18 protein-coding genes are annotated in these 24859 nt (G+C 64.4%); 4 read left to right on the top strand and 14 right to left on the bottom strand.

The window, feature by feature from the left end:
- Nucleotides 1-227: 227 nt before the first annotated feature.
- Genes ACDP63_RS14790 through ACDP63_RS14775 form a run of 4 tightly spaced genes read right to left on the bottom strand, consistent with a single transcriptional unit; the run spans nucleotide 228 to nucleotide 5701 of the window.
- Nucleotides 228-1610, bottom strand: a complete 1383-nt coding sequence (locus ACDP63_RS14790) for an MmgE/PrpD family protein (RefSeq protein ID WP_409928181.1) — start codon at nucleotides 1608-1610, stop codon at nucleotides 228-230.
- Between the two features lie 29 nt (nucleotides 1611-1639).
- Nucleotides 1640-3085 carry an NAD-dependent succinate-semialdehyde dehydrogenase gene (locus ACDP63_RS14785; protein ID WP_409928180.1) on the bottom strand — a complete coding sequence of 482 codons (1446 nt, stop codon included), beginning with the start codon at nucleotides 3083-3085 and terminating at the stop codon, nucleotides 1640-1642.
- 19 nt (nucleotides 3086-3104) lie between these two features.
- On the bottom strand, nucleotides 3105-4730 hold the full coding sequence (locus ACDP63_RS14780; protein WP_409928179.1) for a GMC family oxidoreductase: 1626 nt from the start codon (nucleotides 4728-4730) through the stop codon (nucleotides 3105-3107).
- Nucleotides 4731-4759: 29 nt separating this feature from the next.
- The gene (locus ACDP63_RS14775; RefSeq protein ID WP_409928178.1) at nucleotides 4760-5701 is read right to left on the bottom strand and encodes an NAD(P)-dependent oxidoreductase; all 942 of its coding nucleotides are present in this window, start codon (nucleotides 5699-5701) and stop codon (nucleotides 4760-4762) included.
- A gap of 372 nt (nucleotides 5702-6073) precedes the next feature.
- Between ACDP63_RS14775 and ACDP63_RS14770 the strand changes: the two genes are divergently transcribed.
- Complete coding sequence (locus ACDP63_RS14770; RefSeq protein ID WP_409928177.1) at nucleotides 6074-7435, top strand: MmgE/PrpD family protein; 1362 nt, start codon at nucleotides 6074-6076, stop codon at nucleotides 7433-7435.
- A gap of 172 nt (nucleotides 7436-7607) precedes the next feature.
- Here ACDP63_RS14770 and ACDP63_RS14765 read toward each other — a convergent pair whose 3' ends face one another.
- The 6 genes from ACDP63_RS14765 to ACDP63_RS14740 form a co-directional block, all read right to left on the bottom strand.
- Nucleotides 7608-8471 carry an IclR family transcriptional regulator gene (locus tag ACDP63_RS14765; protein WP_409928176.1) on the bottom strand — a complete coding sequence of 288 codons (864 nt, stop codon included), beginning with the start codon at nucleotides 8469-8471 and terminating at the stop codon, nucleotides 7608-7610.
- Between the two features lie 108 nt (nucleotides 8472-8579).
- A complete protein-coding gene (locus ACDP63_RS14760) occupies nucleotides 8580-9314 on the bottom strand; it encodes a carboxymuconolactone decarboxylase family protein (protein WP_409928175.1) in 735 nt (244 codons plus the stop codon).
- Between the two features lie 34 nt (nucleotides 9315-9348).
- A complete protein-coding gene (locus tag ACDP63_RS14755) occupies nucleotides 9349-9942 on the bottom strand; it encodes a VOC family protein (RefSeq protein ID WP_409928174.1) in 594 nt (197 codons plus the stop codon).
- Nucleotides 9943-10156: 214 nt separating this feature from the next.
- Nucleotides 10157-11053 (bottom strand): NAD(P)-dependent oxidoreductase, encoded by an 897-nt coding sequence (locus ACDP63_RS14750; RefSeq protein ID WP_409928173.1) that lies wholly within the window; start codon nucleotides 11051-11053, stop codon nucleotides 10157-10159.
- Between the two features lie 40 nt (nucleotides 11054-11093).
- On the bottom strand, nucleotides 11094-11864 hold the full coding sequence (locus ACDP63_RS14745) for a short-chain dehydrogenase/reductase (RefSeq protein ID WP_409928172.1): 771 nt from the start codon (nucleotides 11862-11864) through the stop codon (nucleotides 11094-11096).
- A 30-nt stretch (nucleotides 11865-11894) separates the two neighbouring features.
- The gene (locus ACDP63_RS14740) at nucleotides 11895-13256 is read right to left on the bottom strand and encodes an MmgE/PrpD family protein (protein ID WP_409928171.1); all 1362 of its coding nucleotides are present in this window, start codon (nucleotides 13254-13256) and stop codon (nucleotides 11895-11897) included.
- A gap of 131 nt (nucleotides 13257-13387) precedes the next feature.
- Between ACDP63_RS14740 and ACDP63_RS14735 the strand changes: the two genes are divergently transcribed.
- Entirely contained in the window at nucleotides 13388-14563 is a 1176-nt protein-coding gene (locus ACDP63_RS14735) for an MFS transporter (protein WP_409928170.1), read from the top strand.
- A 12-nt stretch (nucleotides 14564-14575) separates the two neighbouring features.
- Here the strand turns inward: ACDP63_RS14735 and pcaF are convergent, their stop codons facing one another.
- Genes pcaF through ACDP63_RS14715 form a run of 4 tightly spaced genes read right to left on the bottom strand, consistent with a single transcriptional unit; the run spans nucleotide 14576 to nucleotide 21090 of the window.
- On the bottom strand, nucleotides 14576-15778 hold the full coding sequence (gene pcaF / locus ACDP63_RS14730; protein WP_409928169.1) for a 3-oxoadipyl-CoA thiolase: 1203 nt from the start codon (nucleotides 15776-15778) through the stop codon (nucleotides 14576-14578).
- 17 nt (nucleotides 15779-15795) lie between these two features.
- Nucleotides 15796-17853, bottom strand: coding sequence for a 3-hydroxyacyl-CoA dehydrogenase NAD-binding domain-containing protein (locus tag ACDP63_RS14725; protein WP_409928168.1), 2058 nt, complete (start codon nucleotides 17851-17853; stop codon nucleotides 15796-15798).
- A 12-nt stretch (nucleotides 17854-17865) separates the two neighbouring features.
- Complete coding sequence (locus ACDP63_RS14720; RefSeq protein ID WP_409928167.1) at nucleotides 17866-19923, bottom strand: acetate--CoA ligase family protein; 2058 nt, start codon at nucleotides 19921-19923, stop codon at nucleotides 17866-17868.
- A 3-nt stretch (nucleotides 19924-19926) separates the two neighbouring features.
- On the bottom strand, nucleotides 19927-21090 hold the full coding sequence (locus ACDP63_RS14715; protein ID WP_409928166.1) for an acyl-CoA dehydrogenase family protein: 1164 nt from the start codon (nucleotides 21088-21090) through the stop codon (nucleotides 19927-19929).
- Between the two features lie 352 nt (nucleotides 21091-21442).
- Between ACDP63_RS14715 and ACDP63_RS14710 the strand changes: the two genes are divergently transcribed.
- Nucleotides 21443-23257 (top strand): thiamine pyrophosphate-binding protein, encoded by a 1815-nt coding sequence (locus ACDP63_RS14710; RefSeq protein ID WP_409928165.1) that lies wholly within the window; start codon nucleotides 21443-21445, stop codon nucleotides 23255-23257.
- 8 nt (nucleotides 23258-23265) lie between these two features.
- The gene (locus tag ACDP63_RS14705) at nucleotides 23266-24726 is read left to right on the top strand and encodes an NAD-dependent succinate-semialdehyde dehydrogenase (protein WP_409928164.1); all 1461 of its coding nucleotides are present in this window, start codon (nucleotides 23266-23268) and stop codon (nucleotides 24724-24726) included.
- The last annotated feature ends 133 nt before the right edge of the window (nucleotides 24727-24859 follow it).

Raw genomic sequence — 24859 nt, 5'->3', positions numbered from 1 at the left:
CCGGGCTTTTGCCTGCCCTCCGCTTTACCGTTCATCCCAGACGTGGGCCTGTTCAGTCCTCCCCGAGCCCGCCCCTTCTGCTTCAATTTTTCTGAAATGATGAGATTCTGTCAAGTGAATTTTACTGAAAAAACTGATGCATCACATAAGAAATTCTGGGCCGGCGCCAAAGTCCAAAGCACCCGCGGCGGCCGCGCAGGCCATACCCTGTTCTGGAAATGCCCTTATCAGCCCAGAACGCGGATCAGTTCAGTTGCGTCGTCAAGATCGTCGAGATTTCGCGCAAACCCTTGCGCTTGCAGGATCCTGTCGTCCGCAATCGGCACCGCCGAGACCGAGGCGCATTCAGCGAACTTGGCATAGACGCCATCCCAGCTCATCGGATTGTCGGCATTGCCCGGAACCCCCTGCCCTTCACGCAGCCAACGGCGGCCGTCCTTTGCGACCACCTCGACACGGCCGGGGGGCAGTTCCAGTTTCCAGTCCAATGCCGGATCCACAACCAGCCGCATCTTTGCCGCGGTGGCCAGTACGCGCGCGTCGCGCAGCCCCGCTTCCGAGAAATCGGTCACGCTCATCCCGCGCCGAACTGCGGCCACCGCAACCAGGAACGGCAGGCTGAATTTGGCGTCCGCCAGCGTGGCGGGGGCGCAGCGTTCGGCCATCGGCTGGCACATCAGGTCGTGATAGTCGCCGACATGCAGGTGAATTTCGGCGATGTCCTCGGGCGACAGGTCATTTTCGGTGACGATGTCGATGATCGCCTTCATGTGGCTGTGGGATGTGCCGACGCATGGCCAACGCTTGTAAAGCGTGCCCGAACCCAGGAACTCGGTCCCAAGATTCCGCAGGATCGCCGCCCGGTCATAGCGTCCGTCGAAATAGCTGTTGAAGAAGCCGTAGGTCCCCTCGAACATCCGGTCTATGCCGGTCACGCCGCGTTCGGCCATCATGGCGGCCAGCACCGCCCCCTTTGCCGAGAAGCCGGCGTAAAGTCCGCGCAGGTCGCTGCCGCGTCCTGCTACCATTTCCATGATGCCGCTGCACTGCATCGAGGCGATCCCGATGGCGTTCCCCACCTGGGCGGCAGGCAGCCCCATCACGCGCGCCCCTGCGGCGGCGCCCGCATAGACGCCCAGCACGGTGGACAGATTCCAGTCCTTCTTCCAGCCGACGTTGCAGCGCAGCCTGGCAAAGATGTCCTGCCCGATGGCGACGGCGGTGATCATCTCGCGCCCCGAGATGCCGCCTCGCCGCTCGGCCAGGGCAAAGACCGCAGGCACGACGGAACTGGCCGCGTGCTGGCCCCAGGGGGTCTGGTCGTCATAGTCCAGACAATGCGCAAGGCCGCCGTTCTGCAAGGCAGCCATCAGCGCAGGCCCCTTGCCAGGAAACCCCAGCAGCGTGCATTGCCCCGGCCCCCCGGTTTCGCGCACGATCTCGATGATCGCTTGTGCGGCAGGCTCCATCCCGCTGGCGGCCAGGCAGACCCCCAGCGTGTCGAGGATGCTTTTGCGTGCCGCATCGCGGGCGGCTTCGGGCAGATCCTCATAGCGGATCTCGGCCGCGAAATCGGCGAAATGGTGAACGATGTCCCGGTCGTCAGTCATGGCAGGTAGCCTTTCGGGCAGCTCTCGCGTCACACGCGGGCGGTCTTTTGCAGAACGGTGCGGGTGGTCATGTAGGAATCAAGGCTCCAAGGCCCGCCCTCGCGGCCGATGCCGCTGTCCCGCACCCCCCCGAAGGGCGTATCGGGGTCGGGTGCGCCGAAATGGTTGATCGACAGCACGCCGACCTCCAGCTCGCGGGTCAGGCGTTCGGCTTCCTCCAGGCTGTTGGTGAAGCCGAACGAGGCAAGGCCGACATCGAGGCTGTTGGTGATGGCGATCGCTTCCTCCAGCGTCTTGAACGGCACCACGCCGCTGACCGGGCCGAAGGGTTCTTCGGTCATGATCGCGGCATCGGCGGGAATGTCGGTCAGCAGCGTCGGGGCATAGAAATAGCCCCGGTCGCCGACGCGCGACCCGCCCACGGCCACCTTGCCGCCCTTGGCCAGCGCGTCATCGACAAAGTGCTGCATCGCCTGCAACCGCCGCTCACTGGTGACCGGGCCAAGTTCGGCCGCGGGGTCCATGCCCTCTGCCAGCCGCACGCGGGACGCCGCATCGACATAGGCGGCGACAAAGGCGTCATAGACGCTTTCATGCACCAGGAACCGGCCCGGACAGGCGCACCACTGCGCATTGATCCTGATTTTCGACCGCACCGCCGCGCGCGCGATCTCGGCGGCATCGGTGCCTTGGCAGACGATCACCGCCGCATGGCCGCCCAGTTCCATCAGTACCGGCTTCATCGCGGCCCCGGCCAGTTTCGACAGATGCTTGCCCACGCCCACCGAACCCGTCAGCGTGACCATCCGCGTCACGGGCGAGGCGATCAGGGTTTCCGACACCTCGGCCGGATTGCCGAAGACCAGGTTCAGCACCCCGTTCGGCAGACCCGCCTCGTGGAAGCATTGCGCGATCATCACGGCAGCGGTCGGGGTTTCCTCGGCCGCCTTGAGGATGATCGAACATCCCGAACAGATCGCCCCGGACAGCTTGCGTCCCGGCGCGCTGAGCGGCACGTTCCAAGGGGTGAAGGCCGCAACCGGGCCTATCGGCGTGCGCAGGATCATCTTTTGCATCTGCGCCTCGCCCGGCACGATGGTGCCATAGGCGCGCAAGGCCTGCTCCATGTCCCAGTCGAAGAAACTGGCCGAGCGTTCCACCTCGGCACGGGCATCGGCGATCAGCTTGCCGTTTTCGCGGGTGATCGCCTGGGCGATCGCCTCGGCCCGGTCGCGCACCAACGCAATCGCCCGGCGAATGATCTTGTTGCGGTCGGCCGGGGGCGTCGCGCTCCACACCCGGAAACCGCGCGCCGAGGATTGAAGGGCCGCCTGAAGGTCGGCCGCGGTGGCGCCGGGCACCGGATACAGCACCTCCTCGGTGGCCGGATTGCGGACCTCGAAACAGGGCGCCCGGTCATAGATCCATTCGCCGTCGATGAAGAGGCCGATCCGGCTGTCTGATTGGTGGGTCATGGCGAGATTCTCCTTCCGATCACGCGGCGGCGACAGGACGACGCGGGACATTGTCTTCGATGATCATCTCGACGGCCTTGCAGCCGATCATGATGGTGGGCGCATTGGTGTTGCCAGAGGTCATCACCGGCATGATTGACGCGTCCACCACGCGCAGCCGGTCGATCCCGCGGACGCGCAGTCGCTCATCGACCACGGCCAGCGGGTCATTGCCCATCTTGCAGGTGCCGACCTGGTGCATGGCGGAGTTGCCGGTCGCCTCCATCCAGCGGACGATCTCGTCATCGGTCTGCACCGTCGGCCCCGGAACCTCCTCGGCCACGACCCGCGACCGCATCGGCTCGGTCGCCATGATCTCGCGGATCTGGTGGATGCCGCTGATCACCGACCGCGTATCATAGTCGCTGGTCAGGAAGTTCGGCGTGAAAACGGCGGGATCGGACGGGTTGGTATTGCGTAACGTTACCGTGCCCGTGGTGCTGGGGCGAAGTTGAAAGACCGAAACGCCAAGTCCGGGAAATTTCTCGACCTCGACGGTGCCGTTTGGGTTGTACTGAAAGCTCATCGGACGGAAGCTGATCTGAAGGTCGGCATGCGGTTCGTCCGGGTGGCTTTTCACAAAGGCCGCCACTTGCGACGATCCCAGGGCCAGATACCCCTTGCCGGTCATCAGGTATTTGAAGCCTTCCCAGTATTTCCTCATTCCGGCGATGTTGGCGTTGTATGAACTGCCCGGCGTCGCCCGCCAGCCGGTATGCACATAGAAATGGTCCTGCAGGTTCTGCCCCACACCGGGGCTTTCATGCACGATCCCGATGCCGTGCTTGCGCAACTCGTCCCCCGGCCCGATGCCGGACAGCATCAGCAGTTGCGGGGATTTCAGGGAGCCTGCCGACAGGATCACCTCGCGGGCCGCGCGGATCGTTTCACGCTGGCCGTTGTGGATGATTTCTATCCCGACGGCCGTGCGCCCCTCGAACAGAAGGCGCTGCACCTCGCATTCGGTGCGGATCGTCAGGTTGCGACGGTCCTTCACCGGCGCGACAAAGGCGGTATAGGCCGAACAGCGCCGCCCGTCCTTGATATTGTGCTGGATAAAACCGACGCCCTCATGCACGGCGCCATTCATGTCTTCCGTATAGGGCACGCCCACATTCTTGGCCGCCTCGATGAAGTCATAGCTGGACGGCAGCTTCACGTTCGGATCGGTGATGCGCAGCGGCCCATAGGCGCCGCGATATTGGTCCTCGCCACGCTCATAGCTCTCCATCTTGCGGAAATAGGGTAGCACCTCGTCATAGCCCCAGCCCGGATTGCCAAGCGCGCGCCAATTGTCGAAATCGTGGCGGCTGCCGCGGATGAACACCATCCCGTTGATGGCGCTTGATCCGCCCAGCGTCTTGCCGCGCGGCCAGTACATCTTGCGGTTCCGAAGCCGCTCCATCGGCGCCGTGAAGAAGTTCCAGTTCAACGTCTTGTGGAAATACATCTTCGCCATGCCGGCGGGGGTGTCGATCCAGAAGCGATCCGCCCCAGGCCCCGCCTCGATCAGAAGCACGCTGGTGTCGGGATCGTCTGACAGTCCCTTCGCCACCGGACATCCGGCGGATCCCGCACCGATCACGATATAGTCGTAAGTTTGCATGTGCAGCACTCTTTTGGTTTGCCCGGCGGTCACACGTCGGCGGATTCCAGCAAGGCGCGCGCGTCGATGCCGGCCTGTTCGCCCATGAACTGGATCAGGAACATGCTGTCCTGGTCCAGATATCCAGCGGCAGCGGCGGCTTTCAGCGTTTCGACCATGCGCGGCGCTACCCACAGCGGGACACCAAGGGCCGCGGCCTCGTCCATCAGCAGGGATTCGTCCTTGATGCTGTTGGCCAGCCGCGCGCCATACGCAAACTGGCCCGACCGCACCGCCGCCGGGATCTTTTCCAGGGTGGTGTGATTGCGGCCCGTTCCGGCATTGACCACCTGCAACAGGCGCATCGGGTCGATCCCCGCCTTCATCGCGACGACCAGCCCCTCGAAAGCCGCCAGCCTGCCCGCCGCTGACAGATGGTTGTTGATCAGCTTGGCCAGTTGCGCCTGCCCTGCCTGTTCGCCGACATGAAAGACCTGCGGGGCCATGATCGCCAGGATCGGCTGCACGGCAGCGAAACTCGCCTGCGGCCCAGAGACCATCGTTGTCAGAGTGCCCGCGCGGGCACCGTTCGGGCCGCCGCTGACCGGCGCATCGAGAAAGCCGATCGACGCGCGCATGGCCGACGCGATTTCCCTGGCTGCCGTTACCCCGATCGTGCCGGTATCGACATAGACCTCGACCGCTTTTCCGGCAGCGATCCCTTCGGGACCAAGCGCGATCTGCAATGACAGCTCGGTTGTTGGCAAGCAGGAGAACACGAGGCGCGCCCGATCCGCCACCTCGCGCGCGCTTTGCGCCACCTCTGCTCCGGCGTCCACGAAGGGGGCAAGATTGTCCGGGTTTACGTCGCATACCACGAGGGGCACCCCGGCGGCCTGCAGACGTTCGGCCATGGCCGCACCCATGCGACCCAGCCCCACAAAGCCCACCCTGTCGTCGGTCACGTCAACTACCTCCCCGATGAAATGCATGCGCCGTGGCTGGCGTCCCCCGGATCCATTTGCAGCCGCGCCAGCCAGTCGAGTAATAAACATAATCCCACAATATGCAAGTATTTACAATTCAAAACTCGCCCTCATCGCATCCGAAGAGAAGCGACAGCGTCAGGTGGCGCCGGTCGGCCGCGGCTGGAGAGCTGTGGCACCTGAGGAAATGTTGACGTTGTCTGATCGGCTTGGAAAGGACGGGCAACGCAAGCAAACGACATGGGTAAGCCACCGCCCTTACACAAAAGGGCTAGTGCGACATGCGGCACTGTTGACTATTTCTCAAACTGCGGGATATTGTTTCAATTATGCCAGAAACCGAGCCGGAAGGCTGGCGCCGAACTTGGGATAAAAATCATGACTCTGACATCCGACCTTGGCATCTTCCTCGAGAATATCCGTTTCGACTCTATCCCCGATGAGGCGATCGAGCTTGCCTGCCTTGGCTTCACGGACACGGTCGGCGTCATTATGGCAGGCATCAACGAGCCGATCGTCAGGATCGTGAAGGACGAGGTCAGCTATGGCCCCGCCCCCAGGGAAGCCCGCGCCTGCCTGTCCGAGCTTTGGATTTCGGCCCCGGACGCCGCACTTGTCAACGGAACCGCTGCTCATGCCCTGGACTACGACGACCAAGCGCTGACCGGGCACCCAAGCGCCATTCTGGTCGCGACGATCCTGGCCGAGGGCGAACACCTCGGCTCGACTGGTGCCGAGATGGTGACTGCCTATGTCGCGGGCTACGAGGTCTGGGCCGAGCTGATCCGCCGCAACACCTCGTATCACGTTAAGGGCTGGCATCCGACATCGGTGTTCGGTGTGATCGGCGCCGCGGCGGCTGTCGCGGTGCTGCGCAAGCTTCCGGCCGAGCGCGCCTCGGCGGCGCTGGCGCTGGCGGCCTCTCATGCCAGCGGGCTTGCGGTCAATTTCGGCACCATGACCAAGCCCTATCACGTCGGGATGGCGGCCCGCGCCGGAGTTATCTCGGCCCGGTTGGCCGCGCGAGGGGCAACTGCGGCCGGAAACGCATTCGAGCACCGGCGCGGCTATCTGACTGCTTATTCGCCGACGATGGAGGCTGATTGGGATTCACCCTCGGCACTCGGTGAAAGCTGGCACATCCTGACGAACCGGCTGTGCATCAAGCGCTATCCGACGTGTTATTTCATGCATCGGTCCTTTGCGGCTACCGCCGCCATGCTGGAGGGACGCGAAATCCAGCCGGACGATGTGGAGGACGTTGTCGTCACCATGGGCCGCGGACAGACCGCCGTCCTGGTCAACGAACGGCCCCAAACTGCGCACGAGGCGCGATTCAGCGGTCAGTTCGCGATGGCAACGGCCGTGGTCAACGGCAAGATGACGGTCAACGAGCTGGCCGACGACGTTGTCCAGAAACCCGAGATCCAGGCTTTCTTTCCGAAGGTCCGCCTTGATCCCATCGATGAATACGATCCGCGCGATCCAGCCCATTCGATCTATGACCGTGTGGTTATCCGTCTGAAAAACGGGGAAGTTTTGGATACCGGCAAGGTATCAAAGATCCCCGGTCACGCCCTTTCCCCGCTCTCGGAAGACGAGCTGTGGGAAAAATTCCAGGAATGCACCGAAACGACGCATGATGGCGGGGACGCGCGGGCACTGTTCGATGCGACCCAGCGAATGCATGAACTGACCTCGACGGCAGACCTGAAATCGGCGCCTGGGCTGTTTGACTAAAGTCCTAAGGCAGCCGTTCGCGGCTGCCGACCCGGCTCGGACGTTGGCTGACCGTCCGCCAAGTCACGCCAGTGTCCTCTGTGCTCATCACCCGCTAACGTCATTCAGCTCTGCCGGAAGGAGCGCATTCTTTCGGCAGAGGCGGTCTGAGCTAATCCACAGGGGCGTTAACTCAACCGACCGCGCGCGGCGGCAGGACCAGTCCGCTGTCTTCCGAACTCATCCTCTGAGTGATCTCTTTGGCGGCGCGCTTGACCGAAAGGATCACTTTGTTCATGTCAGTGTCGCGCAACTCGTCCTTGCTACAGGCTATCCCGATGCTGCCAATGATATTGCTGTCAGCATTGAAGATCGGGGCGGCGATACCGACATTGCCGGGGATGAACTCTCCCACCGACTTGACAAATCCATTGGAGCGGATTCGCGCAAGCCCTTCACGGAACTCGTCCCAGGTCTCACCGAGACCAGCTTCGCGTATCGTGCCTTGCCGCCGGGCAAAGATGCTACGCAAGCGGTGGTTCGGCAGGTGCGCGAGGATGATCTTCGACACGGCTCCCTTGAACATCGGACGGCGTTGACCACGGCTGAACAGCATCTTGGGACTGAGTGGCGCCAAGTGCTCATCGATACACAAAACCGAGTTCTGAAACAGCATGCAAAGCAACGCCGTGTGGCCAGTTGCGTCAACCAACTGACCCAGCACGCCCTTTGCGGCCTGGAGCAATGGGTCCGTCCTGCGGATCAATAGGTCCAGTTCGATGATCCTCGAACCCAGCATGTAATATCCGTTTCCGACCGCACTCAGAAGGCCGGCGTTATTCAGGGCCTTGATGTACCTATAGCCGGTCGACCGCGAGGCCCCTAGTGCGTCAATGATATCCGTCGTCGACCAGATTGGGCTATCCTCTGTAAAAAGGTCAAGAATACTCAACATCTTAGTCAAGCTGCTTGCGCCGTCCCGCTCGACCTCGACTGGTCCGTCCGTGCTCACGGGCTCCAGGTCAGGTTCTTCGGATGTAGTAACTTCTTCGCTCACGTCGTGCCGACCCTTCCTGCTCAATGCCACTGCATCCTAGATGCAGTGGCGCTGCATGAAAATCCCATTTGGCGAGAAGCCGCATGTAGGGCGAACGATACGACAGCCTCAGGTGCGACTGTCGGCAAGTGCCTGCAGGCCCAGAACATATCCTTCGGTGCCCAGCAAAGCGGCCAACTGAAATACTTCCATGATCTGCTCCGGCGTCGCTCCGTAACGCAAAGCGTTCTGGATGTGCATCCGCATTCCCGGCTCGTAGGTGTGGGTGATCGAGGTGTCGATGGCGATATACATCAATTCCCGCTCGGCCGGCGTCAGCGATCCGCTCTCCCACGGCTCCATGCAGGCTGTGATAAAGCCCTTGAAATAAGTGGGCATCAGCGCCCCGATAGTATCGCGCATCGCAGTCCAGTAGCCGCGGCGGGAAACGAAATCGTCCTTGATCGCCTGCGCCTCGGCGCCCATCGGCGGAATTTCGGCCTCGGCTGCGCGACCCGCCTTGCGAAGTTCGTCCTGCAAGACCGGAATGCCGATATAAAGCGGGTGGTTCGCCAGGGGAATGATCGTGGTCAGCACGTCCATCACATCGCTTTCCGACGCACCTGCTGCCAACGCGCGCTGGATATGGCGGGTCAATGCGGGCTTGTTGAGCGAACTGGACGAGCCGTGCAGCGCGACCATGACCAGTTCCTTCATCCGCAGCGACAGATGCGGCCCAGCATAGACCGACGCCCAGAAGGCATCAACCGCAGCGAACAGTGCCTTATCCTTGATTTCCGACACCACATCGGGGGTGAAATGCGACTCCAGCCGGTCCAGCGGCACGCCATTCTGCGAGGTCATTCGGTCGATCCCTTCGTGATCTGTCTTGCGTTTGTCATTCCGCGCCTTCGCCTGAGGCGAGGAAGGCTGCCCGATCGGCAAACCGGCGCACCGGGCGCGTCACTCCGTCCCAGGATTCGCACAGGCGCTGGATACGGCTGAAATAGGCGGTCCGCGCCGGGGTCATGGGCACGATCTCAACCAACGCGCCAACCGCACCCGGCGTTTCGTAATAGGCGACGTTGCGGGTACCGTCGGCCATGTAGAAGGACGTCACCTCGGCAAAGCCGTTTGCTTCGAGATGGGTGCAGGCGCCTTCGAAGTCCTCGGGCCAGAAGGCGATGTGATGCAGACCCTCGCCGCCGCGATCGGTGAATTCCTTGTATGTGGACGGCTCGTCATTCGTCTGGTGGACGATCTCGATCTGGATATCGCCCATATAGGCAAAGCTCAGCGTCATATCCATCGCGGTTTCCTGGCCGCGATGGATGACCTTGCGGTCGCCTTTGGAGCTTTCGATCACGACGAACGGCCCGACGCCCAGGACTTCGGTCCAGAATTTCAAGGTGTTTTCAAGATCGGTCGTCACAAAGGCAAGCTGAACCCGCTTGCCAAGAAATCCTTGCAGTTGCGAAAGGGTTGGGGGCATTTCGGCTCTCCAGTTTCATCAAAGGAAGGGCAGAACAAACGTCTGCCCGTCGCGGGTCAGCCAGTCATCCACCCCGAGGCCACGTGCCGCGCGCGACGGGGCACGCGTGAGAATGTCCGGCTCCGTTGAAGCCCGGGTTGCGAAGTTGTCAGATGCCAGAGCTTTCAGGATTCCCCGAAGCCGTTCCGCGATCCCTTGACAGTTCGCATCCTGATCAGGCACGGCTGCGCACCTCGACCCCTGCCAATTCCTCCAGCAGGGTCACGACTACCGGATGATAGTTCGCGGCGCGGCCCTTGGCACGCACCGCCTGATACATCAGGTCGGCCATGGATCCGAAGGTCAGCGGCACCTGAAGCTCGTTTGCCAGTTCAAAGGCCAATGCCAGATCCTTGCGCATGAAATCGACCGAGAAGAGGCCCTCTTCGGCGAAATCGCCCTTCAGGACATGCAACTGATATTGCTTGCGCATGGAATGATTGGAGCCCACGCCATTGGCCACGGCATCGACCAGCTTGTCGGGGTCGAGCCCGGCCTTGACGCCCAGAACCAATGCCTCGGCATTGGCAACGGTGGCGATCGCAAGAAGCAGGTTGTTGATGATCTTGGCCACCTCGCCCGCGCCCACGTCGCCGACATGACGCACGTCGCCCAGCGATTCCAGCACGGGGAGGCATTTTTCCACCACCGCATCGGCGCCGCCGACCACCAGCGCCAACTGCCCGACGATGGCCTTCTCGGGTCCGCCGTTCATCGGCGCGCCGATCATGTCGATGCCCTTTTCCGCCAGCACCGCCGCGACCTTGCGCGTGGTCATGGGCGAGGTGGTGGACATGTTCACGAACACCGTTCCGGGCCGGGCGCTTTCCAGCACGCCGCCTTCGCCTATGGCGACGGATTCGACCTGATGCGAATAGGGCACGAAGGCCAGGATCACATCGCTTTCCGCCGCCAGCTCAGCCACCGAGGCAGCCGGGGTGCAGATGTTCAGCCCGCGCACGACCTCGGGGCGGACATCGAAGGCGATGACCTCGAATCCCTGCTCAACGAGCCGCCGCGCCGAGGCTCCGCCCATGGCGCCCAGTCCGATCACGCCTACTTTCGTTGTCATTGCCATCCTCCGATCTGATGTTCTTTAGAGAGTTTCGGGATCAGTGATGCCCGCCTGCATCCACCGTGACCGCGGTGCCCGACATGTAGGAGGCGCGCTCGGAAGCCACAAAGGTGACGACATCGGCGATCTCTTGCGGTCTGGCCATGCGACCGAACGGATAGTCGGCCACCAGTTCGCGCCAGCGGTCTGGATCGCCCAGCCTTTCGGCTGCCCGCGCCTTCCAGCGATCCATCTGGCGGTCGGTTTCCGACGGGCCGGGATTCACTGCCAGCACACGGACGCCCTCATGCACCGAATCCAGGCCAAGCGCACGGGAAAAGGCGATCAGCGCCGCATTGCCGCTGGCGGGCGCGATATGATCCCCGCGCGGGCGCTCGCCCGCCGTGCCGACGACGTTGACGATCACCCCGGACCGCGCGGCCGCCATCTTGCGATAGATCTCGCGGGTCAGGTTGATATAGCCGAAGACCTTGAGATCCCAAGCCTTGCGCCAACGCTCCTCATCCACGTCAAGCACCGTGCCGCCGGGAATGTCCCCGGCATTGTTCACCAGAATGTCCAGCTGGCCGGCCTCCTGCGCGATCTTCTCGCAGGCGCCAGGGGCGCGCATGTCGATGTCGATCAACTGAATGTCGAGGTCCGGCGAATCGGCCAGGATGTCCGCCCGAAGCGCGGCCAGACGCTCGGCGTCGCGGGCGACCAGAACCAGGTTGCAACCCTCGGCTGCCATCGACCGTGCAATCGCCGCGCCAAGCCCCTTGGACGCGCCCGTGATCAGCGCCCGCTTTCCTTGCAGCCCAAGATCCATTTCATTCCCCTTTTTACAGCCGGGCGCCCGTCAGGACGCTGCGCGCGCCACGTCGGCCGCATCGGCCAGACTCGCCAGTTTCCAACACAGATCGGTCAATGCCGTGGCGCGGCGCGCACCGATCACCATCTCCGCCTGCTGGCGGCATTTTTCGGACAGTTCTTCATCCGTCATCGGCCGTGCGGCGCTGCCCGCACAAGCCTGGACCATGTGCTCCAGCTGCCGGCCGTCGCGCAGTTCCAACATTAGGCGCGCCTGCGTCGGTTCCAGATCGTCGGCTCCGCTTGCCTCGACCTTCCGGCGCAGCGCGGCGATGACCGGATCCGCCACCACCTCGGGCCGACCTTCGGCGATCCCCGCCCTGCCTCGCGCGGCAGCCACGGCCACCCAGTGATGCAAGCTAACCTTGGCCTCGATATCCGTGGACGGCTCGGGGCGGAAGGCCAGCTTCATGGCGCGCGGGCTAACTTGCAGCACGATCCGCGTGATGTCGGCTTCGTCGATGGCATGCGTATTGCGCAGGTACAGCACGGCGTCGATCGCCGGATGAATGACAACCCCGCAGGGATAGGGCTTGTAGGTATTGCCCAACAGCTCGAACCGCATGCCCAGCCCTTCGGTCAGTGCGGGCAGATGCGCCGCTGCGGCAAAGACATGGGCAAAGCCCGAGGCGTGCTCCAGCATGCCCGGCGAGGCGGTAAAGCCGCCTTCGGCAAGCAACGCCGCCCGCAGGCCGGACTGCGCGGCGCGACCGAAAATTAAGGAGGCCGCCATGCTTCCATGCGCGGCGCGGGTTCCCGCCGCCTCGGAAGCCGCGATGCCGATCGCGGTTTCCAACCCGGCGGCGTCCAGCCCCAGCAGCCGCCCACAGCCAAGAGCCGCCCCGATCCCGGCCACTACCCCGGTCTGCGACCACGCCATTTCGGGCTGTGCGGGCGCGACCGTGAGCGCCCGTGTCAGACGGCAACTGATCTCCAACGCGCCGGCATAGGCCGCAAGGAAGGCGATGCCCGTCGCCGTGCGCGCCTCGGCAAGCGCCAGTATCGCGGCAAGGACAGGTCCGCTTGGATGCAGCATGGCCTCGCCATAGGTGTCGTCGAACGAATAGGCCGCCCCGGCCAGCCCGTTGATGAGGGACGCCGTTAGCAGATCGGTGCGCACCCCCTGCCCCAGCAAAAAAGCCGTGGGTTGCCCCGCGTGTGGCAGAAGAACCGTTGCGGCTCGCGCCGTCATTTCGTGTCCCGCGCCTCCTACAAGGCAACCCACTCCGTTCACGAAGGCACGCAGAACCTCGTGATGCACCGCTTGAGGAAGGCTTTGCGCATCAAGCGTCGCGACAAAGCCGGCGGTTTGTCTGGTCGCGCCGCAATTTGTCATCCTGCCGTGCTCCAACCCATCGCTCCACCCTTTCATTACTTAAAATAGTTGCATACTGTGGGATTTATTGTCAATCACTTCTCAGACAGGGACTCGGGAATACCGACAGTCCTCGGGTCTCTCATCCGCAAAGTTTGGAATGACACATGACTGAACTCCTTCGCTCCGATCGGGGATTGCTTCGGCAACTCGCTCCCCAGTTCAGTATCATTGCGATCATGTTCACTGTGACAGGGATCGGGCTTGCGACCATTCCGCTATTTATCAAGAACGATCTTCACCTAGGGGCAACGGCCGTTGGCGTCACCTCGGGTGCGCAGTTCGTCGCAGCAATCGCCTTGCGAATCAAGGCTGGACGCTATTGCGACCGCAAAGGCTCTGCGCGTGCCTTGATGGTCGGTCTGCTCTGGACATTGCTGGGCGGTGCGTTGTGCGGACTGGCCTGGATGCTGCGCGGCCATCCGATCACGGCGGCGGGGGTTCTATTGTGTGGGCGCATCGCCCTTGGAGGCGGGGAAAGCTATGTCATGTCTGGCACTCAGACCTGGGCCCTGGCCTTGGCCGGGACGGCGCGGGCAGCGCAGGTGATCGGCTGGGTCGGCACAGCGATGTTCACGGCCCTGGCACTTGGCGCGCCCTTAGGTGGCTATCTTTATCAAATAATGGGATTTGGCGGGATCGGCCTGGTCACCGCGCTGATCGCGCTTGGGATGCTCATCGGCAGCCGGCGGCTTCGCTCTCCGGCGATACCGGTTCGCGCACAGCCTTCCCTGCGCGGGTCGATCTGGCGGCTGCGGACAGAGACGGGCTGCATGGCGCTTGGAGGGTTCAGCTATGGCGCGATGATCGCCTTCAGCGTGGTTCTGTTCATCGAGCGGGACTGGAACCCGAACTGGGCCGCACTGACGGCGTTCTCGATCGCCTTGGTCGCCTCTCGCCTCGTGGCGGGCGGCCTGCCCGACCGGATTGGGGGAGCGAAGGCAGCCTGTGTGTCGCTGTTCGTTCTTGCCGGCGGGATGATCGCGATGGCGCAACCCGGCAGCGTGGCGATGGGTCTTTTCGGCGCGGCACTGTCGGGTCTGGGCTATGCAGTTGTCTATCCGGCCTTGACACGCGAAGCCGTGCAGCGGGTCGATCCAGCGGCGCGCGGCACCGCGCTGGCGCTGGTCTCGGCCTCGATCTACCTGACGCTGGGCCTCGGTAACCCGTTGCTTGGGATGATGGCCGACCGGATCGGGACGGCGTCGGTGTTCTGGTTCTCGGGGGCGATGGCGATTGCCGCCGCCTTGATCTTGGTCCTGGCCGGACGGCAAAAGGTCTGATCCCGGACGGGATCAGACGCGCTCCAGGACGATAGCTGCACCCTGGCCCACACCCACGCACATGGTGCAAAGCGCATGACGGCCTCCCGTCCGGCGCAACTGATAGGCCGCTGCCAGCACCAGCCGCGCGCCCGACATGCCGAGAGGATGGCCCATCGCGATCGCACCGCCGGTCGGGTTCACATGCGACGCATCGTCTGGCAGGCCCAAGGCCCGCAGCGTGGCGAGGGCCTGACTGGCAAAGGCCTCGTTCAGTTCGATCACGTCCATGTCCGCGATCGTCAATCCCGTCCGCGCCAGAACCTTCCGGGTCGCCGGAACCGGGCCGATCCCCATCACCCGCGGCTCGACGCCGGCGGCCGCCATGCCGACGATCCGCGCCATCGGTGTCAGCCCCAAGTCGCGCGCCGCGACGTCCGACGCCAGCAGCAGGGCCGCCGCCCCGTCGTTGACGCCCGAGGCATTGCCTGCCGTCACCGTCCGATCCGCTCCGTTGACGCCTTTTAGTCTGGCAAGGCTTTCCAACGTCGTCTCGGGGCGAGGGTGCTCGTCCACGGCGACCACGACCGGATCGCCCTTGCGCTGCGGAATCGTGACCGGCACGATTTCCTCGGCAAAGACGCCCTCGGCCTGCGCCCGTGCCCAACGTTGCTGGGACCGCAGGGCAAAGGCATCCTGATCCTCGCGCGAGATGCCAAAATCTGCCGCCACGTTGTCGGCGGTCTGCGGCATGGAATCGACGCCGAAGGCCGCCTTCATCTTCGGATTGACGAACCGCCAGCCGATCGTCGTGTCATAGACCGCCGCCTCGCGGGCAAAGGCGCTGGCGGCCTTGGGCATGACGAAGGGCGCGCGCGACATGCTTTCCACGCCGCCTGCGATCACCGCATCATAGTCGCCGGCCTTGATCCCCCGCGCGGCCGCCCCAACCGCATCCATCCCCGAGGCGCAGAGCCGGTTCACCGTGGTTCCCGGCACGCTGACCGGCAGCCCGGCCAGCAGCGCCGCCATGCGCGCAACGTTGCGGTTGTCCTCGCCCGCCTGGTTGGCCGAGCCAAGGATGACCTCGTCCAAGCGCGCCCAGTCCACTCCCGGATGCCGGGCCATCAGCGCGGCAATCGGCAGTGCGGCAAGGTCGTCGGCCCGCACCGACGACAAGGCGCCGCCATAACGGCCAATCGGGGTGCGTACGGCGTCGCAGATCAGGGCGTCCATAGGTCTATCCTTTCAGATCAGGTCAGAAGCGCCTCAACCGGTCCCAGCCGGAACCCCGGCCCGCCGGTCTCGGCCAGTTCCCGGAACGCGGCCACAAGCTCGTCGCGCGGCTGTTGCCGCGCCCAGAACACCGGTCCCCCTTCGTGGCGCGGAAAGCCATAGCCGTTCGTCAGCACCAGGTCGATGTCCGACGGGCTGGCGGCCACGCCTTCGGCGATCACGAAGGCCGCTTCGCTGGCCATCGCGGCCACCGCACGCCGGACGATCTCGTCATCCGCAAAGGCCCGCCGGTTGCGCCCGGCATCTGCCGAGGCGGACAGGATCAGGTCGGTGACGACGGGATCGACCTGAGGCTTCGTGCCCTCGGGATAGCTGTAATAGCCCGCGCCGGTCTTGCGTCCCAGCCGTCCCGCCTCGCACAGAAGGTCGGGGATCCGGACATATCGCACCTGCGGGTCGCGGCTGGCCGCGGTGGCCTGGCGCATCCGCCAGGCGATATCCAGCCCCGACATGTCGGCGACGGCAAACGGCCCCATGGCGAAACCGAACCGCTCCAGCGCGCGGTCGATCTGTTCCGGCAGGGCGCCTTCTTCCAGCATGAACTCGACCTGGCGGCGATAAGCTGCATAGATGCGATTGCCGATGAAACCGAAGGCGTCTCCCGCCAGCACCGGCAGCTTGCCGGCCGCCTTGGCCAGGGCAAACCCCGTGGCCAGGACATCGGGCGCCACGGCGTCATGGCGCACCACCTCGACCAGGCGCATCAGTTCGGCAGGGCTGAAGAAATGCAGTCCCGCCACGTCCTGCGGGCGACCGGACGCCTGGGCAATGGCCCCTACCGACAGATAGGACGTGTTGGTGAACAGCACCGCATCAGGCCGCGCCCGGCAGCCAAGATCGCCGAAAATGTCGCGCTTGACGTCCATGTCCTCGAACGCGGCTTCGATCACGACATCCACCTCGGCCACCCGGTCGCGCGCCGTGGTGGCCTCGAACCGCGCGGCAATGGCGTCCAGTTCTGCAGGGGGCAGCTTGCGCCGTTCAGCCTGACGGCGCAGGATGGCGTTGACGCGGCCCTCTGCCGCCTGGGCGGCCTCAGAGGTCGCTTCGAGCAGGATTACCCGGCGTCCCGCCAGAAGCATGGTCGCAGCGATGCCGGCGCCCATCGTGCCGCCGCCGACGACCATCAGCAGGTCCGAGGGCCGGGGGGGCACTCCTTCCAGCGCCGGAATTCTGAAGACTCCGCGTTCGGCAAAGAAAAGATGGCGCAGCGCAAATGCCTCGCGGCCGAGGCGCAACTCCTGAAACCGCTCGCGTTCCCTGGCCAGGCCCTCGGCAGCGGGAACCCGGCCGCAATACTCGACCGCGTCGACTGCGGCGATCACGTGTGGACGGCTGCGGCCCTTCTTTACCGCCCCGGCTCGCGCCTTGGCATAGGCTTCGGGATCGTCAGTGGCCACTGGCCGGTCGATCACGCGGCGCTTTTGCCCGTTCAAGCCGTCCAGTACGGCCACGGCGGCTTCAAGCAGGTCGCCCTTAGCGACAGCGTCGATCATGCCCAGGCGGGCCGCTTCGGGCGCGCGGACGCGGGCGCCAGCACAGATCAGCTCCACCGCCTTTTCGCGCCCGATGAGACGAGGCAGGCGCTGCGTACCGCCAGCGCCAGGCATGACACCCAAAGTGCATTCAGGCAGGCCAATCTCGGCTTCGGCACTGGCGACCCGGGCATCACACCCGAGAGTAAGTTCATACCCGCCGCCAAGGGCGGCGCCGGCAATTGCCGCGACATAGGGTTTCGGGCTTTGCTCCAACGCCGTGATCAAGGCCGGCAGTTGCGGTTCCTGCAAGGGTGCGCCGAATTCGCGCAGGTCCGACCCGGCCATGAATATCCTGCCGGCCCCGATCAGGACGCCGCCCGTCAGCGCCGGATCCTCGTCTACGGCCCGGATTGCGGCCAGAAGCCCTTGGCGCACCTCGTGAGAGCCGGCATTGATCGGTGGGTTGTCGATGCGGATGATGCCGACCGCACCCTGGCGCGCAAGGCTGACTCGTTGATTGAGGCTGGTTTCCGTCATGTTCTCCCCCGATCAGATGTTGTGAAGGCGGGCCACCACATCGACGGCCAGCGCGCCTTGTCCCTCCGGCATCACCATCAGCGGATTGATCTCCAACTCGTCCACCTGCGGGTTCAGCACCAGTTGCGACAGGGCGACGATGGCGCTTGCCACCGCGTCCAGATCGCCCGCCGCCTTGCCGCGGAAGCCGGTAAGCAAGGGCAAGCTGCGCAACTCCCCCAGCATCCGGTGGGCGGTTTCCAGATCGACCGGTGCCATGCGGATCGCGCGATCCTGCAGGATCTCGGTCATCACGCCGCCCGCGGCGACCAGCACCATCGGCCCGACCTGCGGATCGACGCGATAGCCCAGAAGAACTTCGCCCACAGCGCCCAGTGCCATGCGCTGCTGAACTACACGGGTCAGCGGAAAATCAGGGGCCTTGGCCGCCAGGCTGTCGCGGATGCGGGACACTGCATCGTGGAAGTCTTCGGCGGTCTTCACGCCCAGAACCACGCCGCCGACATCGGTCTTGTGGGCCATGTCACGGCCCACGATCTTGACCGCCGCAGGCAGAAGCGCCGGATCAGCCTCATCCCCCAGCGGGATGGCGCGGGCCGGAGCGTTGGCGATGCCAAGCCCTTTCAGCAGATCATAGCCCTCGATCTCGTCCAGGATGGTGATCGGGCCGGAAATCTTCGCCGGCAGGTCCAGCGCGCGCGGAGCGCGCCGCCGCAGCACCGCCGCCACCGAATCGGCGCAGGCCTCGGGTGTGCGGAAGGCCGGGATGCCGGCGGCGGCCAGCATAGCCAGCGCCTCGGGGGCCTCGGGCACGATGAAGGTGGCCAGCCTGCCATCACCGCTGCCGATATCGACGATTGGCTTCACCGCGACCTCGGGCTGGAACCGGGCCGAGGATCCGACAACCGTCACCACCAGATCATATTGCGGCGAGGCGAGCATGGCCTCAAGCCCCGCTTTCATCGTGTCATAGCGGGTTCCGGCCAGCGTCAGGTCAGCAATCCGGCCCGCGCCCACATCGACGCCCGTTGCGCGGATCGCCTCCAGCGTGGCCTCGTTCGGTCCCTCGACATTGACGCCGCGCATGCCCAGTTGATCGACGACCAGCGCGGCCCCGCCGCCGGTGGTGGTGACAACGCCTACGGTCGGCACCGGCCGCACTTTTGCAGGCACCCTGCGCGCCAGGGCCCCCGCCTCCAGAAGCGCCTCCAGCGTTTCCACCCGGACGATGCCGCAATCGGCCAGGAAGGCGTCGGCCACATCGTCCTCGCCCGCCAAGCCCCCGGTATGCGAGGTTGTCAGTTCCGCCGCGGCCGATGACCGCCCCAGCTTCAGCGCCACCACTGGCTTGCCGCGCTCGGCCGCCCCTACCGCGAAGCGCCGGATCGCCGGGGCGTCGCGAATGGTTTCCAGAAACAGCATATAGCTGGTGATGGCGGGATCATCCAGCGTCGCCTCGCACAAGGCGCCAAGCGACAGGTCCAGTTCGCCCCCGACCGAGATCAGCCCGGCGAAGTTCACGCCCTTGGACCGTCCGCGCGACAGCAGGGCCCCGATCATGCTGCCGCTTTGCGAGGCGCAGAACACCCCTCCGGTGACCAGACCCTTTTCGGCGAAGGCGGCGTTGCCGGTCAGGATCATGCCTTGGTGCAGATTGGCAAGACCAAGGCAGCTTGGACCCAGGATCCGCACCCCCGAGGCCCGCGCCACCTCGGCCAGCCGCTGTTCGCGGGCGTGCCCGTCGGCGCCGGATTCCCCGAAGCCGCTGGCCAGGATCATCGCCGCCCCGACGCCAGCCCGGCCGCATTCGGCCACGGCGTCGATCGCTGCATCGGCCGACAACAGGATGAAGGCAAGGTCCGGCGCCTCGGGCAGATCGGCCAGCGAGGCCCAGCACTTGACCCCGGCGATTTCCTCGGCGCGCGGATTGATCGGGTAGATTCGCCCTTTGTAGCCGCCTTCCACCAGATAGCGCAGCGGCCGGGACGAGGTCTTGCTCGGATCGGCCGAAGCGCCGACGATGACGATGCTTTCGGGGGCGAAGATTAGCCGGTACAGGTCGCGGGTCATGGTCTACTTGCCCTCGGCCTTGGGTGCGCGCTGGCTGAAGCGGCGCTCGAAAATGATCTCGGCCATGCGGTTCTTCATCATTTCCACCGTGCCGCCGGCGATCATCCAGCCCTTGGTGCGCAACATGCAGTATTCGGCCAGCGTCTCGCGGCTGTAGCCCATCCCGCCCATGATCTGCACCGCTTCCGACGCCACCTCGAACCCGGCAAGGTTGCAGGCCAGCTTGGCCAAGGTCGTATCCGCGGCTGACGGCAAGCCCTCGTCGGCGCCGACGGCGGCCTTGTAGAGCAGCAGCTGCGCCGCCTCAAGCTTCAGCGCCATGTCGGCGAACTTCCATTGCAGGCCCTGGAATTCGCACAACGGCCGGCCGAACTGCTTGCGTTCGAGGGCGTACTCGCGCGCCAGATTGAAGGCGTGTCGGCCCACGGCCAGCGACCGGGCGGTATTGCCGATGCGTTCGGCGTTGAAGGCGGCGATCTGACGCTTGAACCCGCCCGGCCCTAGAAGCAGGTTTTCCCTGGGTACGCGCGCGTCCTGGAAATACAGCGGACACCATTCCTCGCCAGACATGAAACTGCCGGGCTCGCCCACGACGAAGCCGGGGGTGTCGCGTTCCACGATGATCGACCCGATCCCGTCCAGGCCGGGACCGAACCGGACATAGACCAGATAGATGCCCGCATCGCGGCTGTGGGTGCCGAACACTTTCTGTCCGTTCAGGACATAGTGGTCGCCGTCCTCGCGCGCAGTGGTGCGCAGTTCGGTTGCTGCGGAACCGGCGTCCGGCTCGCTCATCCCCAGAGAGATCAGCATTTCGCCCGCCAGCAGCTTGGGCAGCCATTTTTCCTTCTGCTCGGGCGTGGCATATTCGGCAAAGGTGCGGATCGGCCCGAAATTGCCCGCCTGCACGATGTCGGCGCTTTTGGGGCAGACCAGCGCCACCTGCTCAATAGCGATCACTGCGTCCATCAGGGTGCCTCCCAGGCCGCCGTCCTCGGGCTTCAGGGTGATGCCCAGAAGCCCCTGTTCGGACAGCATCCGGGCGATGTCCCAGGGATATTCCGCCTCATGCGCCCGCTTCAGTGCCCCATCCTTCAGCTTGTCTTCGGCAAAGCGCCGGACACTGTCGGTAAACAGCCGCTGCTCATCGGTGAAACTGAAATCCATATCTTCCTCCACATCAGGCGCCGGACGCTCTCGACTCGACCCAAGGCCGAACTTGCGCGATCTTTACATCACACTAATCTCATTTAATAGGACTTTTTCGTCAATCTTACCGTAAGGCGGCCTATCCTGCGGCAAAAAAGCGCAGCTTCCTGCCAGAAGTTGAAGCCAACGCCACCTTCAAATCCTGTTCGCACATCGAGAAATCGCCTCGCCGATCCTTCGGAAGACCCGCCGGTTCCCAGAAACGTGTTGACAACAAGTGTCACATTATAGGACTTGATATGTCAAACGAGGGACTCGCGGCCAGACGCCGGCTTCCGGCCTGTGGCGGTTCGATGGAGGAGACAATCCGATGGAAAAGAAGATGATCACCGTATCCGCGGCGATTGCCCGGCTTTTGGAGCAGATGGGGACGGAATATGTCTTCGGCGTCAACGGGCACGGCAACTGGGGATTCCTCGACGCGCTGATGGACACCAGGATCCAGAGCATCGGCGCCCGGATGGAGGATCAGGCGGTCGAACTGGCCGATGGCTACTGGCGCCACAACCGCAAGGGTCCGCTGCCCATCGTCACCACCTCTGTCGGCCCGGGCAACATGAACATCGTCCCGCCGCTGGCGACGTCCTTCTATGAATCGGTCGCGATGCTGGTCATCGCAGGCGTCGGCGCAACCCACTGGTTCGACCGGGGCGGGATCGAGGAATTCTACCGCTACGGACCCGAGGACTGGGTCGGCGTGATGAAGCCGATCAGCAAAAAGGCCTACATGGTCACCCGTCCCGACCTCGCCGTGGACATGTTCCTCAAAGCATACCAGACCGCCCATTCCGGCCGCCCCGGCCCTGTGGTCCTTGCCATTCCGTTCGACATCCAGCACGCGCTGATCGAGGACGACCTGCCCGACCCGCGCCCCTACATGCGCTTCCGCCCGCCGGCGCCCGATCCGAAAGGCGTGGACGAGGCGATTGCCCTTCTGAAAGCCGCCAAGCGGCCAATGGTTGTCTGCGGCAGTGGCATACACAACAGCTTTGCCTTCGACGCGCTTCAGGCTTTCGCGGAAACCGCGGGCGTTCCCGTGGCGACTACCCCCACCGGCAAGGCCGCGATGCCGGAGTCGCATCCGCTTTCGCTGGGCTGCATCGGCCGCGCCGGCACGCTTCACGGCAACCACGCGTGCCGGACCTCGGATCTGGTGATCGCGGTGGGCACCCACTTCTCGGACATCGACACCGGCGGCTGGACGCTGTTCGACATTCCGGACAAAACCAAGCTGGTGCATGTCGACATCGACACCTCCGAACTCGGCCGCGCCTACCAGACCGAGGTTGCGCTGACCTCGGATGCCCGCCTCGCACTTGAAGCGCTGACCGCTGCGGCCAAGGCAGCCGGCGTCAGCGGCCAGAAGGTGTGGCTCGATGAACTGGCCGCCGAGCGGGTGGCCTTCGACAAGGCGGTGGAGCCCCTGCGCAAATCCGACATCGCGCCTTTGCACTACGCCCGCGTGTGTGAGGACGCGAGCGCGGTCATCGCCGAGAAATGCCCCGATATGGCGGTGTTCTTCGACACCGGCCACATGCTCAGCTTCGGCCCCGCCTTCGTGCGCGCCTCGTCGCGGCATGTCTATCATTCAGGCTACATGCACCGCATGGGCTGGGCCGCGCCTGCCGCAATCGGCGCCAGCCTCGCCGGCAACGGCAAGCCCGCGCTTGCGCTGATGGGCGACGGTGCCTTCATCATGCGCAACACCGCGATGTGTACCGCGGTCGAGCAGAAGCTGCCGGTGATCGCGGTCGTCTTCGACAACCGAACGCTCCAGATCGAGCGCGAGGCGATGGTCAAGATCTATGGCCGCGAGGCGCTGTGCGACTATCGCATCAAGGGCGAGAACGACCTCTGGGGGCCGGACTTCGTGAAGATGGCCGAAGGCATGGGCTGCGTCGGCATCCGCATCGAGAGAGCCGCCGATTTCAAGCCTGCCTTCGAGGCGGCACTCGCCAGCGGCAAGCCCACGGTGATCAGCGTGGCAACCGAGATCAGCACGCCGCAGTACCGCTCGGCCTGGTATCCCTATCCCAAGGACTGGAGCGAGACTTGGAAGCCCGGTCCGATTCCGGGTCTGGCGACCAAGGGATTCGAGATGCCGACCTTCGAAACGGACAAGTGAGTTCAGCCATGGGCGAACTGACTCTGAAGGATCCGCAGCTTTTCCGGCAAGCCTGCTTCGTTGACGGCACTTGGGCCGAGGCGGATGCGCGCCTCGTTCTGGATGTCCGCAACCCTGCGACCGGCGCCGTGATCGGCACGGTCCCCAAGTTTGGCAGGCCAGAGGCCCGTCGCGCGATCGAGGCCGCGTCGGCAGCCTTTGCGACCTGGCGCAAGAGCCTTGCGAAGGACCGGGCGCGCTATTTGCGCGCCTGGTTCGACCTCATCGTCGAGAATGCCGACGATCTGGCGCAGATCATGACGGCCGAACAGGGCAAACCCCTGGCCGAAGCGCGGGCCGAGGTCATCAGCGGCGCGGCTTTCATCGAATGGTTCGCCGAAGAAGCGCGCCGCAGCTATGGCGAGACGATCCCCACACCAGCGCAGGACCGCCGGATCGTGACGATCAAGCAGCCCATCGGTGTCTGTGCCGCGATCACGCCCTGGAACTTTCCGAACACCATCGTCACCCGCAAGGTCGCTGCGGCGCTTGCCGCCGGCTGCACCATGATCGTCCGCCCTGCCAGCACGACGCCGTTCTCGGCGCTGGCCCTTGCGGAACTCGCGCAGCGCGCCGGCATCCCGAAGGGCGTGTTCAGCGTGATCACCGGCGGCTCGCGCGAGATCGGGGCCGAGTTCACCGAAAGCCCGATCATCCGCAAGCTGTCGTTCACCGGCTCGACCCAGGTCGGGCGGCAGTTGATGGCGCAGTCCTCGGGCACGATCAAGAAGCTGGCGCTGGAACTGGGCGGGAATGCGCCCTTCATCGTCTTCGACGATGCCGATGTGGATGCCGCCGTCGCGGGTGCCATCGGGTCCAAGTTCCGCAATGCCGGGCAGGCCTGCGTCGGGACCAACCGCTTCTATGTGCAGGACGGGGTCTATGACGATTTCGTAGAGAAACTGGTGGCGAAGGTGGCCGAGCTGAAGGTCGGCAACGGCGCCGATCCCGGTGTGACCTTCGGACCGGTCCATGACATGGGCGGCGTCGAAAAGACTGAAGATCACATCGCCGATGCCGTGGCGAAGGGCGGCAAGGTGCTGGCCGGCGGTAAGCGTCATGCCCTTGGCGGCACGTTCTTCGAGCCGACGGTCATCGGCGACGCGCACAAGGGCATGAAGGTTGCGCGGGAGGAAACGTTTGGCCCGATGGCGCCGATCTTCCGCTTCAAGGATGAGGCGCAGATCATCGCCGAGGCCAATGATACCGAGTTCGGCCTTGCCGCCTATTTCTACAGCCGGGACATCGGCCGCATCTGGCGCGTGGCGGAGGAATTGGAAACCGGTATGGTCGGTGTCAATATCGGACTGATGGCCAACGAAGCCGTTCCCTTTGGCGGCATCAAGGAATCAGGCATCGGTCGCGAAGGCTCGCATTACGGCATCGAGGAGTACCTCGAGGTCAAATACATCTGCATGGCGGGGATCTGACCCGCCCCCACGCTTCGTCTGATCGTTCAGTTGCCGCCGATGGTGAAAGCCATCGGCGGCAATTTCCTGTTGGACCGCAGGCCGCAGCGCCCGCTTGCGTTCTTTCATGCAGGGGCGCTTGCCCGGGGCGCGC

This window comes from Paracoccus sp. P2 (assembly GCF_046335115.1).
Classification (GTDB): domain Bacteria; phylum Pseudomonadota; class Alphaproteobacteria; order Rhodobacterales; family Rhodobacteraceae; genus Paracoccus; species Paracoccus pantotrophus.
This window is presented reverse-complemented; position numbering and strand designations above follow the sequence as displayed.

Excerpts from the sequence above, each read along its gene's own strand:
- ACDP63_RS14745 (WP_409928172.1), bottom strand. The coding sequence starts at position 11,864 with ATGGATCTTGGGCTGCAAGGAAAGCGGGCGCTGATCACGGGCGCGTCC.
- ACDP63_RS14710 (WP_409928165.1), top strand. The coding sequence starts at position 21,443 with ATGGAAAAGAAGATGATCACCGTATCCGCGGCGATTGCCCGGCTTTTG.
- ACDP63_RS14755 (WP_409928174.1), bottom strand. The coding sequence starts at position 9,942 with ATGCCCCCAACCCTTTCGCAACTGCAAGGATTTCTTGGCAAGCGGGTT.
- ACDP63_RS14715 (WP_409928166.1), bottom strand. The coding sequence starts at position 21,090 with ATGGATTTCAGTTTCACCGATGAGCAGCGGCTGTTTACCGACAGTGTC.
- ACDP63_RS14720 (WP_409928167.1), bottom strand. The coding sequence starts at position 19,923 with ATGACCCGCGACCTGTACCGGCTAATCTTCGCCCCCGAAAGCATCGTC.
- ACDP63_RS14760 (WP_409928175.1), bottom strand. The coding sequence starts at position 9,314 with ATGACCTCGCAGAATGGCGTGCCGCTGGACCGGCTGGAGTCGCATTTC.
- ACDP63_RS14750 (WP_409928173.1), bottom strand. The coding sequence starts at position 11,053 with ATGACAACGAAAGTAGGCGTGATCGGACTGGGCGCCATGGGCGGAGCC.
- ACDP63_RS14725 (WP_409928168.1), bottom strand. The coding sequence starts at position 17,853 with ATGACGGAAACCAGCCTCAATCAACGAGTCAGCCTTGCGCGCCAGGGT.
- ACDP63_RS14785 (WP_409928180.1), bottom strand. The coding sequence starts at position 3,085 with ATGACCCACCAATCAGACAGCCGGATCGGCCTCTTCATCGACGGCGAA.
- ACDP63_RS14775 (WP_409928178.1), bottom strand. The coding sequence starts at position 5,701 with ATGCATTTCATCGGGGAGGTAGTTGACGTGACCGACGACAGGGTGGGC.
- ACDP63_RS14790 (WP_409928181.1), bottom strand. The coding sequence starts at position 1,610 with ATGACTGACGACCGGGACATCGTTCACCATTTCGCCGATTTCGCGGCC.
- ACDP63_RS14770 (WP_409928177.1), top strand. The coding sequence starts at position 6,074 with ATGACTCTGACATCCGACCTTGGCATCTTCCTCGAGAATATCCGTTTC.
- ACDP63_RS14735 (WP_409928170.1), top strand. The coding sequence starts at position 13,388 with ATGACTGAACTCCTTCGCTCCGATCGGGGATTGCTTCGGCAACTCGCT.
- ACDP63_RS14705 (WP_409928164.1), top strand. The coding sequence starts at position 23,266 with ATGGGCGAACTGACTCTGAAGGATCCGCAGCTTTTCCGGCAAGCCTGC.
- ACDP63_RS14780 (WP_409928179.1), bottom strand. The coding sequence starts at position 4,730 with ATGCAAACTTACGACTATATCGTGATCGGTGCGGGATCCGCCGGATGT.
- pcaF (WP_409928169.1), bottom strand. The coding sequence starts at position 15,778 with ATGGACGCCCTGATCTGCGACGCCGTACGCACCCCGATTGGCCGTTAT.